Here is a 15,473-nt window from a genome sequence, read left to right on the forward strand (position 1 = left end):
CCCTTAATTCTATATTTATTAATTATTCTAACTCAATTAATCTTACCATATATTTCAAAACTAAATTCCTAGTTATTAATGGAATTAATCTTAAACAGTTAGAGGACTGGATTGCGATCAACCCAGTCCAATACTAAAGGCATTTTTTGTTACATGTTAATTTTTCTTTTGTACAGCAATCCAAATTTCGCTATAAACAAATAAATCCCCCGTAAATGAAATTTCATTTCAGGAGCCTCAACCAATTCATAATCTGATGAAGGGAGCCACTCAGAAACAATTCATATTTTTCAGCATCGCTTATTCCCTCCTTCATAAGATTATTATAATAACAATTGAAAACGAATACCCGAAAAATTAGAACCGGATATTGTCGGTTTAAAACACGAATAGCATTAACTAAATTTTAAAATAATTATTAAATTTTCTCTTGACATTTATACGAAACCTATGTAGAGTAAAAATTATCAAAATTAAATATGTAATTTTCTTATCTAGAGAGGTGGAGGGACTGGCCCTTTGATACCTCGGCAACAGACTTTTTGAAGCACTGTGCCAATTCCAGTAGCGTTAAGCTTGAAGATAAGAAGAGAAACTAGTAATGCGATTTAAACCTCTTCTTATATTAAGAAGGGGTTTTTATTATTTTATTACATATAAAACAGGAGGAGAAGAAATGAAACGTACTCTAGAACAAAGGTTAAAAGAAGGAACAGTTATTGTTGGAGAAGGGTATTTGTTTGAATTGGAACGAAGGGGTTATTTACAAGCAGGGTCATTTGTACCGGAAGTGGCACTAGAAAACCCAGAAGCACTTAAACAAACCTATAGAGATTTTATGAATGCTGGATCTGATGTGATCTTAGCGTTTACGTATAATGGTCATCGAGAGAAGCTTCGCATTATTGGTAAAGAAGATTTATTAGAGCCGCTAAATCGGAGTGCAATTCGGTTGGCAAAAGAAGTAGCCAAGGAACACCCGACAGAGGAAGCACTTGTTGCGGGAAATATTTCGAATACAAATATTTTTGATCCAAATAATCCAGCTTCCAAGGAAGAAGTGAGAAGTATTTTTGCAGAAATGGTGAAATGGTGTAAGGAAGAGGGCGTTGACTACATTGTTGGTGAAACATTTTATTATCATGAAGAAGCATTAATCGCCTTGGAAGAAATTCAAAAACAAGGTTTACCTGCAGTGATTACGTTAGCCTTATTTGCGGAGAACATTTTAAGAGATGGATATACGGCAGATGAATCATGTAAAATCCTTTCTGAAAAGGGGGCATTAGTAGTTGGTCTGAACTGCTTCCGCGGACCTGATACAATGCATTCATACTTAGTGGACATCCGAAAAAATGTAGATGGCTATGTGGGCGCTCTACCACTTCCATATCGGACAACGGAAGAAAATCCGACATTCTTTAATTTGCCTGATGCCGGATGCAATTGCACATTGCCTACGGAAACAACTTTCCCGACTGCACTTGATCCGCTTTACCATAATCGTTTCGAATTAGCGGAATGGGCAAAAGAGGCAAAAGAGGCAAAAGAAATTGGTATTAATTATATCGGCTTATGTTGCGGTGCTTCACCTGCAATGCTAAGAGAAGTTGCAGAAGCTGTCGGAGTTGAAACAATAAATTCAAAATTCTCCCCGAACATGGAGAAACACTTTTTATTTGGTAATGATGAAACACTTAAAAAGCACAACACGGAATATCGTACAAAGGCATAATAAGATGACTGTTTTTTAATGAGTAACCCAACTTTAGCACTGTTAAATTCATAAAAATGCTCTACATCACTGTACAGAAGATAATAAGAAATGAAACAAGTTAACAATCAATCGATTTAAATAAAAAAGCTTACCATACCGAAATGTATTTGCTACAGCCAGCACATTTCTTTCGGGTAGGGTAAGCTCTCTCCTCATTTTAAATTTCGTAGTGCTTTTAAACATGATGATTATATTTATTCTTCGTCCACTTCAATATCTTCATCGACTACAGGGGCCTCCGGTTCATCATCAAAAAAGTCTGGCGGATTAGGTGGTGCGGAGGCATTATTACTAATACTGATTTCAACGGTATACGTCATTGGTACGAATTCATTGAATTTACTCATATTCACCACTGTTCCCTTTACTTCTGGAGAATAGACATACTTGACTATATACTTAATATCAGCGCCTTTTGATTGATATTCATCAAAGAATAACCGTGGCAGATCTCCTTCCATTTGACCACGGAAATCAGCTAAATACGGCTTACCTAATGAATACGTAACAGTAACACCCTTATCATCTTGGTCCGTTAATTTGGTTTCCGCCTCAACGGATTGGGAAATGAATCTTCCATAAGGTATGTCTGTATTGTATCTCTCTTTTACCGTCACATCTAAATCCGGGTAATTGCTAACTGCTTCCTCCGCAGTCAGTCCCCAAAAGTTTGGAACGACCGTAGCTTTACCTACAGATACCTTCACTTTCATCTTATCTCGTTTTGCTACCTTTTCATCTGCAGCTTCACTTTGACTAATAATATGTTCTGGCTCGATACTGTCAGAGTCAGCTTCTTCATAAGTCATGTCAATTTCATTCGTTTCTGCCCACTTTTCCACTTCTTCTTTGGGCTTTCCTGTAAAGTCAGGTACCGTTATATTCTTTTCAAAAACTTCCTTTCCTTTTGAATAATAGACGGCTGCACTGTGTTTACGTTGATATTCCGCCTCATCGACCCCACTATCCCGGATCGTAGTCTTAATATATTCCCCTTCTTCAAGGTCATCACTATACTCTGTAACCAATTGCAGGTTTTCCGCTTTATTTTCGTCAATCCAATTCCGTGCTTCCTCCTGGCTCATTTCCGAAAAGTCTGGGAGCGGTATAACCTCTTCTGGATCTGGTCCCAAGCTGCTCGTTAACTCTAGAGTCTTCCCTTTCCGTATTTTATCCCCAGCAGCTACACTTTGCTCAAAAACCTGATTGGCATCATATTCCATATTATACTCCTGGTTTAATTCAATTTCGACATCATTCTCACCTGCCCATTCCCGGGCCACGGATACAGACTCTCCTACAAAGTCTTCAACCTTCACATGGACAAGCAGATAATAGATGAAGAAAATCAAACCACAAGCTAAAACGGATCCTGAAATAATCAGCCACATCCGACGTCTCTTTTTTCTTCGGTAGTCCAGATCAATTTCCACTTCTTCTTCGGCATCCCGCTGTCGGCTGTTCCGTGTAGGGGAAGGCGCCCGCGGAGGATCGGTCTCAAGTTCAGATTTGTTATCTTCTATTTCCGAAGCAGGCGCTTGGTTTTCTTGGTTTTCCTGGTTTTCTCGTTTTTCCGGCAACTCTGTTTCTTCTTGATTCTCTGTTTGCCTATCTTGCTCCTCTTTTACTTGTTTATCTTTATCTTCCTCTTGCTCATTCAGCATATCTTGATACTTATCTTTATTAAATTTTGATAAAAAATCACTCATAAGAAGATAGTACACCTTTCCTTAGCAAGTAAGCCTGATCCGATTGCACTGCAATTTCATTGGAGTGCGTTACGACAACGACACATTTATCATGTTCGTGTGCCATTTTCTTAAAGATATCAATGATTTCCTGCTCCATCTCTTCATCCAAGTTCCCCGTCGGTTCATCGGCAAGAATCAACTCTACGTTCGTCGCCAGCGCGCGGGCAATCGCCACACGTTGCTGCTCTCCCCCGGAAAGCTTGTTAACCGGACGATCGGCTTTACTTTGTACAATCCCGATATAATCTAGTAAATTATATGCAACTGTTTTTACATCTTCCGGAATGTCATTTTCTGTAATTGACATCGGAATCAACACATTTTCCACCGCAGTGAAGGTCGGGATTAAATTATAGCTTTGAAAAATAATACCGACATTATTACGGCGATACTTTTCATAGCCTATTTTCTTAATATCTTCATCATTAAACAAAACGGTCCCGCCATGCGGTGAATCCAAAGCACTGAGTAGGGATAAAAGAGTCGTTTTCCCTGAACCGGATTGCCCTAAAATCGTGTAGAACTTCCCCTTTTCAAAAGAAACAGATGTGTCTTTCAATATATAACGACGCTTGTCACCATCTTGATAATAATAATTTAAATCTTTCGCTTCTAATATCATCATTTCACCCCTCCATTACATCAGTATTTTCTTTGGATTCAACCGTAAAATATAAACAAGCGGAATAACCGTTGAAATTAAAATCGTTAACAGTCCAATTCCATAGAAGATAAGAATATAGCTTGAATTAAGGCTTACCTCATATGAATCCAAGACATCTTCTGTTGTTAGATTCGTCTGGATTTCACTAAAATACATCATTTCATCTTGAGATGTATTATGATCAGCTTTCATCATCGTATCGGATACCTGTCCGGCTATGAAGTTACCGCTGAATAGGGATAGCGTAATCCCAATTAAAGCAACAACCATTACTTCGATCAGTATTTGCCCGACAACGCGACCCCGTCGTTCCCCTAAAGATAAATAGATTCCTAGTTCACGTTTCCGGTCTCTCAAGAATAGTAGAACTACTAAACCAATAATCAGCACCGTTGCAATGACGGCAGCCGCTAGTACATATTTTGCTAGTTTCGACATCGACTCTACCGGACCGGCAATACTATCATACTGATCCGTAGCACTGACTACTGTATAAAGCTTCGGCAGTAATGGAGCTACCTCTTCTTCAAATGCTTCACTATCTTCCGGATTATTTAAGACGAACATTGGAGTGTAATATTCAAAGGAACTATCTTCCCCTTCCGCCTCCATCATCTCCGCAAATTCTTCATCTGACTTCAATAGCTCTTCCCAATAATATTCGGTTTCACTACGGACAATCTCATTTGGGACGTAGATTGTATTTTGGTAATCCATATCCATGAAATCGAACATTCCATCTTCTGAATCTTCCCCTGCATCTTCCTTCAGTGTTTGAGATTCAAATAGGCCGATTACTTCCAATACTACATCACGGGAAGTAACTATTTCCTCTTCACCGGTCTCATCATCATAAGTAAAGACCATATTGGATAACGTAAAGGTATCGCCCACATGCAGATTATTTAATTCTGCTAATTTTTGCGAAATAATGGCGACAGAAGTACCGTTTTCCACTTCTTCCTCGTTAAAGACGCGTCCATCAACTAATTTCGCCTTCTCTTCTTCAAAATCAAGAACAGGAGCATAGTTAATTCCTTTCACCATAAAGTCCATACTCGGGCCAAATTGAACTAAATCTTCCATATCTTCACCCTGATAACTCTCAATACTCTCTGACCCTAGAGAAGTGGACATATTATAATCATAATATTTCACATAGGAGAGCTCACCAATTTGTTTTATCAAATCGATGTCAATGTCTTTAATTTCCGTCTCCATCAATTCCGCTTCACTGAGAGCATCAAGCTTTTCATAATCAATCTCAACCGTTGCAGCAGCACCAAGTCTCTCTTTGATACTCGACTCCACATTACTAGTTGCTTGCTGGATGGAAATTGCCCCCGATATTAAATTTCCCAATATAAAGATAACAGCCAATAAAATTAATGATTTCCCCTTGTTTCTAGTAATACCTAAAAATCCCCGTTTAATAAAATTCATTACAAACCCCCTCACTTCATATTTTTTCCCTTTTAATTTTCTAAAAAAAGTAAACTTATGTATCTAGTATATAGAACTATTACCTATTATCCAACAACATTTTTCATTTATCTTAAAAAAACTCCTCAAGGAGAGATTGCTCTAACCTTTAGGAGTTTAGTTTCTTTCACTATATTATTTGTATGTAAAAATTTTCACCTCATCATTACTGTCGATCGTTGCTAATAGAATTTCCTTTAAATCAACTGCAAACAATGCATGAATTTTTTCTTCAACCAGATCTCATCTTTTCCAAATTGATTAAGTGTTTCAACATCAATCTGTCCTTCTTTAACAATTGGCATGGGAAAAAATAATGGTTTAACAGCAATTTGCATGTCGGTTGGAGTAACTGTGTTATACTGCGAAAATAAAAACACGGATAAACTGCCGCCTGGTTCCCATAATGCAAGAGAAACTTTATTAATATCATCTATTTTTTGCTTTCTTAATTCTGATAATAAAACATCGAGTGAGATTCTTGCTTTTAATAAACCTTTATAAATAATTTGTCCGTTTTTAATAAGCGGAATTGGGGTTGGTTCAAGGAACTTCCGCAGCGCTCTCCATTTTAAACTTAAATATACACCCACCGTATACAGTATTACTAATACAGATATCGTGATCATCGAACCTTTTAACCCTAGTTGCTCATCAGATAAAGGGTGTGCAATAATATTCCCAATTAATAAAGCCATCATAAAATCAATTAATCTTAACTGGGATATGGATCGTTGCCCCATTATTTTAGCCACGATTAACAGAAAGAAAAACGCAACAATTGCTCTTAGGACCCATTGTATAAAATTAAGAGACTCTTGTTCACCAAAAAACTCCAAATCATTCACGCCCTCGGTCTTAAGTTTTCATTTGTTATTATTACCTGTAAGCCTTATTCCCAATATTTACATGGGAGCAAGGCTGCTTTGAAACCAATTATCTAATTTATTGAACAATTAACCCGAGCACAAACTCCTTCATATCCACAAAGCGCGGAAAGACAGGTTTTTCGTTTGTACCTGCAATTACCAATGGTACCAGCGATTCTTGTCTGTGTAAGGAACCATGTGCTGCACCTGAAAGATGAGCTGGTGTAGATTGGGCTTTAAATTCACAGCCCGGTTTCGCATTTACCACAATAAATCTTCCCTTATGAGAGTGTAAAGCACCATATAAACGTGCTAACGCATCCGGATAATCTCCATAGGACAATACTTTATCATTCGACAACGTCAATTGAAGAAGCTCATGATTTCCGTGCACGTTCCATGTTTGATTATATACATCTCTATACTCCCCATCCCGGCTATATCGCAAGGAACCTTTTCTCATTCCCGATTCAATGTTTACGGAAGCCCCATCGTCGTTCTTCCAAGCAATGATATCGATACGGTGATCCTTTTTTAACCTTTCGATAATAGGAGCCAATAAGAGATTCTCATTCAGCACATAAATATAAGCCATACGCTGATTCACACTAAAAGCTAGCTGATCTTTTTTATGTACTGGACGTTCAATCCGCGCTATGCGGTAACTTTTCAGCAGTTTACGTAAGTCAATAACAACATCTCGATGTTTGGTACCTGTTGCAGCATGACCGTTATCCCCAATAATCAGCCATACATTCTGATTAAGCGCTTCTTCCCAACTTGAATATAAATTCAATGTTTTTTGTATTTCTTTATCTATTTTCGTAATGCCCTTTATACCCAGCGGACCTTTAAAATGAATACGGGCGTCCATATCCTGAAAAATACAGAAAGTAAACAAAGGAAGTTTATTTTTACGAATTAAATACCGAAGTTCCCTTGCTGTATATTTACGATTTCCTGCAGCTATCTGGGTTGGAAAACTCCATGACCTTAATTTTGAAAAAGTCCCTAACGAGAAAATAGAAGGGCCTTCAGCTGTCCACTTGCCATCTTCAAAATGAGTCAACGTGCTAAGCAGCCGTGGCACACGCAAACGTTTAGGGGTATTTCCACGATAGACAAAAGAATTAATAGAAGCCGAGGGAATTCCCAGCGCAGCCAATTCTTCGTAAATGGTGGTGACTTCATCACTCAAATGATCATGGTTCAAGCGATACAGCATATTATGAACAGATTTTCGCATTCCCATCCGAAATGTTTCCCGAAAGCCCGTACCGTAATTAATGAACTGCTTTTCCGAATCATCGAACCAGTTCAACCCCGGTATATGATGTTTATCCGCATATGTACCTGTCAAAAGGCTACTGTCTATGGTTACAGACATCGTTGGAAACGAGGTTACCATATTGGATATGTAATTACCGTTTTCCATTAAAAACTGTAAAGCGGGAGCGCGCCCTGTTTGGGCAGCTACCTCCAATGGCCCACTCATCAACGAATCGATATTTAATAAAATAACTGGTTTTCGTAAAGATCGAGCTGCTTTCATATCCCATTCATCCTCATCACGTTTGTTTGCGGAAAAATAAAATTAGGAGTTACTACTCCCTAGAAAATATTGTATCCTTTTGCGGATAAAATTATCCCATTGTTCCTGCGTATCTTTGTGAATAATGGGGTTTTGTTTTCCCTTTAGCATGTTCGTCTTACCTTAACGGGAAAAGAACTGGGGGTTATTTTACCTTTAGCATGTTCTTCTTACTTTAATGGGAAAACAACTGGGGGTTATTTTACCATCAGCATGTTCTTCTTACCTTAATGGGAAAACAACTGGGGGTTATTTTACCTTTAGCATGCACTTCTTACCTTAATGGGAAAACAACTGGGGGTTATTTTCCCATCAGCATGTTCTTCTTACCTTAATGGGAAAACAACTGAGGGTTATTTTACCGTTAGCATGTACTTCTTACTTTAATGGGAAAACAACTGAGGGTTATTTTACCTTTAGCATGTTCTTCTTACTTTAATGGGAAAACAACTAGGGGTTATTCTCCCTTTAGCATGTTCTTCTTACCTTAACGGGAAAAGAACTGGGGGTTATTTTACCTTTAGCATGTTCTTCTTACTTTAATGGGAAAACAACTAGGGGTTATTTTCCCTTTAGCATGTTCTTCTTCCTTTAATGGGAAAACAACTGAGGGTTATTTTCCCTTTAGCATGTTCTTCTTACTTTAATGGGAAAACAATAGGGAACTATTAGCCTTTTAGGGCGCTCAGCTTGCCCTAATAAGAAAACAATCGATTCCTATTTTCCCCTACGCATGATTATCTTACTTAATTGGGAAAGTATCCGTCCACCGGGCACCGGAACGGTAATCAGAGCACAAAAATCATAAATCTTATATTCACTACCCTTCTTCATTTTTCATATCCGACCAAGGAACAAATGAAAATGGAACCCCAACAAATTTTGCTGTTGTTTCATCAAAGGATACGAGATCTTGTCTCGAAATTTCTTTCAAAGAATGTTTGCCCATTGCACGGATACCTTCCTTGATTTCTTCTACACTTGATGTTAAATAATTTGCCGCTGCTTGAGCACCATCGTCAATGTTAAATTGGTTGGCGAATTTCCCTTCATGAAAAGCAACTTCAGTTGGTGGTTCAAAAGGAACTGCCTTTAGTGATTGATTATGGGTGACAGCAAATAACAATGCTGATCCTATATAGACAGCATCCGCCCCTAAAGCAAGCACTTTTAGAAACTCACTTGGTGTAAATAACCCGCCTGAAACAATTAAACTTACGGAATCTTTCTTTCCGAGCCTTTCCAGATGATTAACAGCACGAACAACTGCGTGGAGCGTAGGTATTCCGAAGCTGTCAGATAAAATCGGAGCACCACCATGGGTTGAGCCTTGGCCGCCATCAATTGAAATAAAGTCTATTCCGAGGTGAAGTGAAGCTTCAATATCTTCTTCCAATCTCCCGCCAGCAGCAATCTTTACCCCAATTGGAACACCGCCAGAAACTTTCCGTAGTTCCTTTACTAAATCCTTAAGGTCATCAATCGTTTGATCGTCAAAAAAATGCTCATAAATTTGAGCAACTTCTCCTTCCTTAAGGCCCATCAGCTTCCTCGCTCTCCCTGTCAAATTCTCCGGTTGAATTTTCGCTCCCATGCCCATCTTAGCACCTTGGCCAAGTTTAATCTCAATCATATCTACTTGTTTATAAAGCTTCTGTTCTTTCGCCCAAGCTGTTTTGGAAAACTGCAAGATTAGCTTGCCGCCCAACTTTAATTCTTCGGGTAACACCACTCCTTCACCGGTGTTAATTGCAGTATTAACCTCTTTAGCTGCCTTCGCAAGGGCCATCCGTACATGCTCACTTAGTGCCAGCCCATAAGCCATTCCACTAATCAATAATGGGATTTCAGTATTTAAAGGTTTTTTTGCCTTGGGACCGATCGTAATTTTTACATCAACTTCATCATCGCTATCTGTAGGAAACGTGGTAATTTGGGCAGGGATGAATGTTAGACTAGACAAATGCGGCCAAGACCTAGAACCACCGATTGGACGGTGTAGAACTTCACCTGAATCTGCTCGCAGATTATTTTCCAACATATTCTGTAAGCCAACATGTGCAAGTCCTGGAATTAATTCGATCAAATTTTCTTGATAGCTATCCGTAAATATTATGTTTCCAATTTTTTTTACGATTGCTTTAAAAATCCAGCGTCTTCCGAAAATGAGAAATAAAAGGATGGCAAGGACTATCGTAACCAATATAAGTGTTATTATTTGTAACATCATTACCAGTTCACTACCTTTTTTAATGACAATCAATAAACGAACGGCTAATTAGGAGAAGATTGCTTTTCCTCTTCCTTCTTCCAAGGAGGATCAGCATCTTCATGTAATTTCTGATTTACTTTATAAATGGAAAGCGGGATGAGGTATGCTAAAACAGTACAAAACACCCCTAATAGGGATGGTATCCTTTCGGTGATCATGCTCCACATTTCTACTAATCCCCTCTCGAGTTTACGCGAACTGAAGTACCTGGTTGTGTAATCGTTCCCTTTACATTAATGGTAATTTTACTTTCGGAAAAATAATTTTCCCCATGATCCCAATCTTGTTTTATTTCATTCCATAGTTTATTATGATGAATCCTAAGATATTTATCGAAATCCAGCACATCAACTTGTAGTTCATCCTTCATTTTTCGGACAGCTATTTCCGATAATTTTTTCACCTCCTTTTCAAACGCTTGTTCAAATATCTTTAAATTTTCTTCTTTATAGAAATCTACCGTACCAAAGTATTCTCTAATCGCTGCTGTTAATGAAATATCTACTTGAAATTCCAATGCATTTTTATCACGATTCAACAGCTTATAATCACTGCTACTCCCCGTAATTTCAAATGTGGCCTGTTCACCCTCGACTTCAGTAGTAACACTACCATCCTGGGCACCGCCAGTAATAAATTGTCGCCCTTTTGCATCTGCTCCCGTTAGTGTATCAACCAGTTTATTTGGCTTTTCAGCAATTACCGCTATACCTTGGTAATATATAGAGTTGTCTGCCACCTCAGTAAGGAGTGGTACCGTAAAGCTTCGATTGATTAATAGCTTTTCTTGAACGTCTCCAATCTGGATCGGTTTCATCGTTGCCACAGATTCAGCATTCTCCATTATTTCGGTTATATACTCTGCCGGAATCTTGACATGTTCCGGCTCAACATTTAGAAGAGTTTTTGCTTTGTTATCAGCTACAACAATGAAGATACCCCTTCGCATGTACTCCTGCCTGACAAAAACGTCTAAAACATTTGCAAGCATATCTTCTTGCTCAGCTAACTCTTTAGATATAATAACTAAATCTAAATGTTCGACATCCATTTTTCGATTTTCCTGTCTTGAAATATCCCGATTTGTCTCGAATATTCCTTCTCCTGTTCTGCTTATATTTCGATATGCTTTTCCTCCCCCGGGCTCTGTAATTGTACCTAAACCTGCAGGAACTATAATTTGCTCGGTTAATTCAAGGATTGCCTTTCCACCATCATCTTCAGCCAAGTCAATTGCAACTGCAGATAAAAATGCTCTTTCTTCTATTTGCACCTCATCCCAACATCCTGAAAGAGTGACTAAGAAGAAAATAAGAAGTGGCATGATAGGAAGCATTTTATTGTCCACGATTTTTGCCTCCTTTAATCCCATACATGATCCAAAGCGGAATCACGACAAATACATGGAGAATAGAGGTTGTATAAGCCAGATACTCTTTAAATTTGACATTTTCCAAAAAGTTATTAGGAAGCGTCGAGATGAAATAAATAAGAGGTGATAGCCCAAATACAATCGTATGCTTTTTAAGCTTTGGCAAAATGGATTGCAGTGCCATTACAGCGACATCATATGTCATCATTGCAGTTGTGAAGATTGCCGTAATCCAAATGACAAAAAATAGCGATTCCATTCTTTCAAAAAAGCCTCCTGGTATTTTGATCGATTTTGCCAATTCGATTAAAGGAAGACGAATGACCTCAGTTGTGGCTTGTCCGAACACAGCGATACAAACTAAATAGATAAGCAGATATAAAAGCACCACCCAAGACATGCCAAATGCCGCTCGACCCGGTACTTTATTTATGTCTTTTACTAAAGGGATATAAAAAAATAAAATCCCTATTCCTACATATGCAAGGGCACTATCGATTGTACCTTTTACATATCCATTTATTCCGGTAGTGAATACAGGTAAGACATTATCTAACTTCATAAATCCGATTGCAAAAATGATTAACAGCCCTGTAACGAGAAAAATCAGCGGTAAAAACATCGCATTTAAGCGAAATAATCCGACTCGACTACCAGAAACAGAATAAACAACAATAAGCAAGAAGGAGAGTCCAATAACTTCAACTGGCGTCGTATCAAATAAATATTGTTTAGAGATAATACTAATCGACGAAACTTCATAAGCAGCAATCATCATTCCTTGTATCGCAAACAATAGTGTCAATAGATAAGCAACGGGTTTAGACAAAAGGGAGGATGAATAGGACAGGAATGATTGATTGGGAAATTTGGAGACTATTTTTGCTACAAACCATGTCAAGCTAACGGCCAGTATTCCTGCAATAATAATAGCTATCCATCCATCGGCAAATCTCACCGACTTTGCCAGTATTCCCGGAAGGTCTAAAATACTAACTGCTATAGCTACGGAAGGTATGGCGATCATAATATCTTGTGATTGAATTCTTTCATCTGCATATTTAAAAGGTGACATGAATGAATGTTTCTCCTTTGTAGAGGGCTTCTACTTATTTTCAAATATTTTATTTTGATATGACATTGTTTTTGCCCTTTATTTAATAGAAGTATCTTTAGAAACATCATCTACTGGTTCCAAATGTTTTGGTCGACGAGTTAATTTCGTAAATGGCGCACGAATGACAGCGTCCTTTAAATCTTTCAAAAACAAAGGCCCAAAGGGAGTAGAATAAGGCATTCCAATACTTTTTAAATTTACAATATGGATGTTCATCATAATATAAACAAGAATAACCCCGTATAACCCTAAAGCGCCACTTGCAATAATAACGATAAAACGAAACGTCCGAAGTGCGATACTCATACTATAAGTGGGGATACTAAACGCTGCAATCGCTGTAAGTGCTGTTACAATTACCATAATTGGACTGACAATGCCAGCACTAACTGCCGCTTCTCCAATAACTAAACCACCTACAATTCCAATCGTTTGACCAATTACTTTAGGGAGCCTTACCCCCGCTTCGTGTAAAATCTCAAAAGTGATTGCCATTAGAATCGCTTCGATTGCGGCGGGAAATGGAACGCCTTCTCTAGAAGCTGCTATGGAATATGCCAGTGTACTCGGGATCATCCCAGGGTGAAACGATACAAAGGCAACATAAAGCCCGGGTAAAAACACTGCGATAAAAGCTGCTAGAAAACGCAATATCCTTAATAGACTTGCAGACATCCAGCGCTGGGTATAATCTTCCGATGACGCTAGACCATCGCTAAGTGACATGGGAGCAATAAGTGCGAATGGTGTGCCGTCAACAATAATTCCTACTTTCCCCTGTATTAAGCTTGCGGAAACCGAATCAGGTCTTTCGGTATCAAGAATTTGCGGAAAGGGAGAGTAGATGCTATCTTCAATCCATTGCTCGACAAAGGATGAATCTGAAATATAATCAATGTCCATCGTTGCCAGCCTACGATTTATTTCATTTACTAAATCCGGATTTGTGATCCCTTCTACATAACAGACAACCACCATTTGTTTAGAACGCTTACCAACATTGTGTTTCTTAAAGCGTAAATTGGGATCTCTAATATCTCTGCGGATTAATGCCATATTTGTAAAAATACTTTCAACAAATCCCTCCCTTGGTCCGCGCACTAACGTCTCAGACTCTGGTTCTTCAATCGAGCGGCTTTCCCCGCCAGTAGTCCCCATAAGTAGTACTTCTTCATAACCTTCTAAGTAGAAAGCAGTGTGCCCATTTAAAATGGCAAGGGAAACATCATCTAAATTATTGGATTTATCTGTATCCGTAACTGCAACAACTTCACTATGTATTTTGTCTAGGATACCCGTTTCAAACTGCTTGAGATTTTCTTGGATCACTTTTAAAATATTGTTATTGATAAGATCTTCATCTGTAATTCCACTAATGTAAATAATGGCAGCTCTTTTTTCTAAACCGCCAATAATTAATTCGCGCATGACTAAATCAGTCGGATCTCCAAGCATTTTTTTGATTGACTTTAAATTGTCATCCAGATTTTTAGTAATTGAAGTATTGAATTCTTCTTGTTGTGCTTGGCTTTGCTTCATTTTTTTTCTCGTTTTCATTCGATTGAATATCGAGCGTCTTACCATTTGATCCCCTCATTTAGGTGAAATAGCTTCCCCTTTCTTTTTCCCAATTCCTAGTGTTTTATACAATAACAAAAAGAGGGGAATAAAAAATCCCCCCCCCATCAAATTGTAATCATTATTTCAGTTAAAATAAGCCAAGTTGTCTGGGAGCAAGCCCTTCATAGTCGATCCCCAACATCGCTTGAAATTGTTTTGCGTTCACAGCCGCATCCCCACCAGAATTATTATTGAACAAGACATAAATATTTTCTGAGGATGTCGCCAGTTTTAAGACGCGCTCTTTCCATTCCAGTAATTCTTTTTCATTATATTTATATAAATAACGGACTTCCCGCCAATTCGTATCCGCATTTTTCGGTCTAACCCATCCATAGACATTCCTGCCATGCATCCGGATTAACGTCATTTCAGGATGTGTCGCTACAGGTACAATGGGTACCGAACCGTCCCCCGCTTGCGGCTCATCGACAATCGTATGAATCCAGCCTTCCTGTTTCATAAAATCAAGGGTGCTGTCACGATAGGCTTCACTGAACCAAGATTGATGTCTAAATTCTAAGGCAATCGGAATATCTCCCATCATCTGCTTACAATACCGTAAATAAGTGACATTCTCTGTCCTGCAATCAAACCAGGGCGGAAATTGAAATAAGACCATCGCTAATTTATTCGCTTCTTGAAAAGGTACTAAGGAATCTTTAAATGCTTGAAACATCTCCGTTTTCAAATCAAAGGGAGAATTAGTTCGCTGATGTCCTGTCATGCCCTGATAAGCCTTCACAACGAAACGGAATTTTTCCGGCGTTTCATTAACCCATTTTGAAGTGTTGCGGATAGGTTGGACGGCGTAAAACGATGCGTCCACTTCTACTATTGGAAAATGACTGGCATATTCTCCTAATTTATCTTTTGACTTCACATGTGGTTGGTATAAGGATTGATGGTCTTTCCACCCCGTTACACCTATGTATATCATGCAATCCCTCCTTCCCCA

At 38.5% G+C, this 15,473-nt stretch carries 11 protein-coding genes, 1 pseudogene and 1 riboswitch; of the genes and pseudogenes, 1 reads left to right on the forward strand and 11 read right to left on the reverse strand.

Features of this window, described 5'->3' with window-relative positions:
• The first annotated feature begins 487 nt into the window (after window positions 1-487).
• A riboswitch (SAM riboswitch) is annotated at window positions 488-589 on the forward strand.
• An 87-nt stretch (window positions 590-676) separates the two neighbouring features.
• Window positions 677-1,735: a homocysteine S-methyltransferase family protein gene (locus WKU33_RS09815; RefSeq protein ID WP_340454323.1), complete on the forward strand. Its 1,059-nt coding sequence runs from the start codon at window positions 677-679 to the stop codon at window positions 1,733-1,735.
• Window positions 1,736-1,971: 236 nt separating this feature from the next.
• On the opposite strand, the gene WKU33_RS09820 is transcribed toward WKU33_RS09815, so the two are convergent.
• The 11 genes and pseudogenes from WKU33_RS09820 to WKU33_RS09870 all read right to left on the reverse strand — a co-directional run bounded on the left by WKU33_RS09820 (window position 1,972) and on the right by WKU33_RS09870 (window position 15,455).
• Complete coding sequence (locus WKU33_RS09820; RefSeq protein WP_188856434.1) at window positions 1,972-3,486, reverse strand: PASTA domain-containing protein; 1,515 nt, start codon at window positions 3,484-3,486, stop codon at window positions 1,972-1,974.
• Window positions 3,479-4,150 (reverse strand): ABC transporter ATP-binding protein, encoded by a 672-nt coding sequence (locus tag WKU33_RS09825; protein WP_198042698.1) that lies wholly within the window; start codon window positions 4,148-4,150, stop codon window positions 3,479-3,481. Before WKU33_RS09825 ends, WKU33_RS09820 begins: the two co-directional genes overlap by 8 nt.
• Before the next feature lie 15 nt (window positions 4,151-4,165).
• A complete protein-coding gene (locus tag WKU33_RS09830; protein ID WP_336252929.1) occupies window positions 4,166-5,635 on the reverse strand; it encodes an ABC transporter permease in 1,470 nt (489 codons plus the stop codon).
• A gap of 174 nt (window positions 5,636-5,809) precedes the next feature.
• Window positions 5,810-6,513 (reverse strand): annotated as a pseudogene (locus tag WKU33_RS09835) (DUF421 domain-containing protein).
• A 106-nt stretch (window positions 6,514-6,619) separates the two neighbouring features.
• Window positions 6,620-8,095 (reverse strand): alkaline phosphatase family protein, encoded by a 1,476-nt coding sequence (locus WKU33_RS09840; RefSeq protein WP_188856436.1) that lies wholly within the window; start codon window positions 8,093-8,095, stop codon window positions 6,620-6,622.
• A gap of 859 nt (window positions 8,096-8,954) precedes the next feature.
• The gene (locus WKU33_RS09845) at window positions 8,955-10,361 is read right to left on the reverse strand and encodes an FMN-binding glutamate synthase family protein (protein ID WP_188856437.1); all 1,407 of its coding nucleotides are present in this window, start codon (window positions 10,359-10,361) and stop codon (window positions 8,955-8,957) included.
• A 47-nt stretch (window positions 10,362-10,408) separates the two neighbouring features.
• Complete coding sequence (locus WKU33_RS09850; RefSeq protein ID WP_188856438.1) at window positions 10,409-10,573, reverse strand: hypothetical protein; 165 nt, start codon at window positions 10,571-10,573, stop codon at window positions 10,409-10,411.
• A gap of 5 nt (window positions 10,574-10,578) precedes the next feature.
• Window positions 10,579-11,754: a Ger(x)C family spore germination protein gene (locus tag WKU33_RS09855; RefSeq protein WP_188856439.1), complete on the reverse strand. Its 1,176-nt coding sequence runs from the start codon at window positions 11,752-11,754 to the stop codon at window positions 10,579-10,581.
• The gene (locus WKU33_RS09860; protein ID WP_156857685.1) at window positions 11,744-12,853 is read right to left on the reverse strand and encodes a GerAB/ArcD/ProY family transporter; all 1,110 of its coding nucleotides are present in this window, start codon (window positions 12,851-12,853) and stop codon (window positions 11,744-11,746) included. The genes WKU33_RS09855 and WKU33_RS09860 overlap by 11 nt, the downstream gene beginning before the upstream one ends.
• 78 nt (window positions 12,854-12,931) lie before the next feature.
• Window positions 12,932-14,452, reverse strand: a complete 1,521-nt coding sequence (locus tag WKU33_RS09865; RefSeq protein ID WP_340454332.1) for a spore germination protein — start codon at window positions 14,450-14,452, stop codon at window positions 12,932-12,934.
• Window positions 14,453-14,603: 151 nt separating this feature from the next.
• Window positions 14,604-15,455, reverse strand: a complete 852-nt coding sequence (locus tag WKU33_RS09870) for a DUF72 domain-containing protein (RefSeq protein ID WP_336253238.1) — start codon at window positions 15,453-15,455, stop codon at window positions 14,604-14,606.
• Between the last annotated feature and the right edge of the window lie 18 nt (window positions 15,456-15,473).

The sequence above is a fragment of the Oceanobacillus sp. HCA-5259 genome (genome assembly GCF_037892815.1).
In the GTDB taxonomy this organism is placed as follows: domain Bacteria; phylum Bacillota; class Bacilli; order Bacillales; family Amphibacillaceae; genus Oceanobacillus; species Oceanobacillus indicireducens.

What these genes read in the sequence shown, in the direction of transcription:
- WKU33_RS09815 (WP_340454323.1), top strand. Translation starts at nt 677, where the DNA reads ATGAAACGTACTCTAGAACAAAGGTTAAAAGAAGGAACAGTTATTGTT.
- WKU33_RS09820 (WP_188856434.1), bottom strand. Translation starts at nt 3,486, where the DNA reads ATGAGTGATTTTTTATCAAAATTTAATAAAGATAAGTATCAAGATATG.
- WKU33_RS09825 (WP_198042698.1), bottom strand. Translation starts at nt 4,150, where the DNA reads ATGATATTAGAAGCGAAAGATTTAAATTATTATTATCAAGATGGTGAC.
- WKU33_RS09830 (WP_336252929.1), bottom strand. Translation starts at nt 5,635, where the DNA reads ATGAATTTTATTAAACGGGGATTTTTAGGTATTACTAGAAACAAGGGG.
- WKU33_RS09840 (WP_188856436.1), bottom strand. Translation starts at nt 8,095, where the DNA reads ATGAAAGCAGCTCGATCTTTACGAAAACCAGTTATTTTATTAAATATC.
- WKU33_RS09845 (WP_188856437.1), bottom strand. Translation starts at nt 10,361, where the DNA reads ATGTTACAAATAATAACACTTATATTGGTTACGATAGTCCTTGCCATC.
- WKU33_RS09850 (WP_188856438.1), bottom strand. Translation starts at nt 10,573, where the DNA reads ATGTGGAGCATGATCACCGAAAGGATACCATCCCTATTAGGGGTGTTT.
- WKU33_RS09860 (WP_156857685.1), bottom strand. Translation starts at nt 12,853, where the DNA reads ATGTCACCTTTTAAATATGCAGATGAAAGAATTCAATCACAAGATATT.
- WKU33_RS09865 (WP_340454332.1), bottom strand. Translation starts at nt 14,452, where the DNA reads ATGAAAACGAGAAAAAAAATGAAGCAAAGCCAAGCACAACAAGAAGAA.
- WKU33_RS09870 (WP_336253238.1), bottom strand. Translation starts at nt 15,455, where the DNA reads ATGATATACATAGGTGTAACGGGGTGGAAAGACCATCAATCCTTATAC.